Below are 1,575 nucleotides of genomic sequence, written 5' to 3'. Positions count from 1 at the left end.
CAGCAATTGGGTTTCGATCTATCCGGTTTGCTAGTAACAATTGGGGGAGCGGCATTTGTCCTCGGTTTTGCCTTAAAGGACATTCTGGCGAACTTTTTCAGTGGCTTAGTGTTATTGATTGATACGCCTTTCAGTTTCGGCGATGTTGTTGCTCTGTCAGATGGTTCGCGGGCAGTGATCAAAAAAAATTGGTCTGCGGGTAACAATATTGAATTAATGAATAGTCCTTCGAAAATTTAATCCTTAATGCCCCTTTCAAAGCCAAAACATTTTAATTTCAGCCGTCCTACGAGTCACTATTACTACACCATTTCCATTCCGATCAAGGGTGATGTCGATCCAGCAAGAGCGATATCTCTGATGGAAAAAGTAGTGCTTGCCCATCCTGATACAATGGGAGACATAGAGCAAAAACTGGAAGCAATTGAACGTTACTATGGCTATTCTGGAGCCGGAGTCAAACAGAAATTGAAGCGAGAAGTTGGGGTCATGCGGTTGCTAGCCGAGCAAGAAGTCACCCGTATGCTACTGAAAATTGAAATAAATTTGAAGCAACTATCAGATATCATCTCCGGTGCAGAACAGGGAGGATTAGATGCAGAAGAAATCAGAGCAATCCAGAAACAATTCTTAGAAATTTGTCTGTCGATCGGTTTGGAGAGGAGAGCCGAACGTCAGGATAAGCACAAGCGCAGCAAGTTAGTTGAAATTGGAGGTGCGCCCTCTAATAATACGCTCATTGGTCTAGTCAGAATCTGGTATCAATGCTGGCTAAAAGACCCAGATTTGTTTAAAGAAGATTTGATGACATTGCCTAGAGAGTGGGAACAGAGAATTAATTTGTTGATTATAAAAATCAATAAATTATATCAGACGATCAACAATCCTGTGGGCATGGAAACGAGATTAGACGATCTAGTGGAAAGCTTTCAAGTTTGGATGAGTGAGAGTTTTAAGAGTTCTCGAAATCAATGGCAAGACCCGAAAATTTGGGTGAATGAAGTTAGCGGAGACCAAAGTCGGGAGACAACGGTGCGCTTTTATGTAGATAGCATCAAGCTAGAGCATTGCGAGCGTGGAAATCGGATCAAGAGTGAAGTGCGTCAGGATTTGGTTTGGCATCTAAGACAATCCTACTTGATGTAATCTTTCTGCTCTAGCTGTAACTTGAAGTTTAACCCTCAGTTACAGTCCACTATCATTTGTTTAATTTTGATGATTGAATTCTATTAGTAGTAAAAATTCAAATTCAAAGTTCCATCACAATTGGAGGGCAATTAGATGTCAAGTAGTGCTGTAGCATTTCTCAGCAATTTTGGGATACTGGGACTTACCATTGTTAGTTTGTATATCCTGTTCTTAGTGCTGCGGGTAGTTTTACGCCGACTACCAACTGATATACCACTGGTAGCCTTGAATATCTCACGGGGCCCGATACTTCTGCTAGTCTGCTTCGTCGGGATGAATTTGTTATTAGCACAATGGGGAAGTAGTCTGGAATTTAACGGCCAGCCAATAACGATTGAGTTCATCCAGAGAGGTCTGAACACCCTTAATTTCTTAATAGTAACTTAT

General features: G+C 41.3%; 2 protein-coding genes and 1 pseudogene. All 3 read left to right on the top strand.

Annotated features, from left to right (window positions below; all coding sequences use genetic code 11):
* Nucleotides 1-240, top strand: a 240-nt coding sequence (locus tag OSCIL6407_RS36805) for a mechanosensitive ion channel domain-containing protein (protein WP_202951040.1), incomplete at its 5' end; no start/stop codon positions are given.
* Between the two features lie 6 nt (nt 241-246).
* The gene (locus OSCIL6407_RS37590; protein WP_234709991.1) at nt 247-1,146 is read left to right on the top strand and encodes a hypothetical protein; all 900 of its coding nucleotides are present in this window, start codon (nt 247-249) and stop codon (nt 1,144-1,146) included.
* Between the two features lie 135 nt (nt 1,147-1,281).
* Nucleotides 1,282-1,575, top strand: a pseudogene (locus tag OSCIL6407_RS38680) (mechanosensitive ion channel family protein); the annotation flags it as partial.

This window comes from Kamptonema formosum PCC 6407 (genome assembly GCF_000332155.1).
In the GTDB taxonomy this organism is placed as follows: domain Bacteria; phylum Cyanobacteriota; class Cyanobacteriia; order Cyanobacteriales; family Microcoleaceae; genus Kamptonema; species Kamptonema formosum.
Note: the sequence above shows the minus strand (reverse complement) of the source record. Positions and strands in the feature narration are given on the sequence as shown.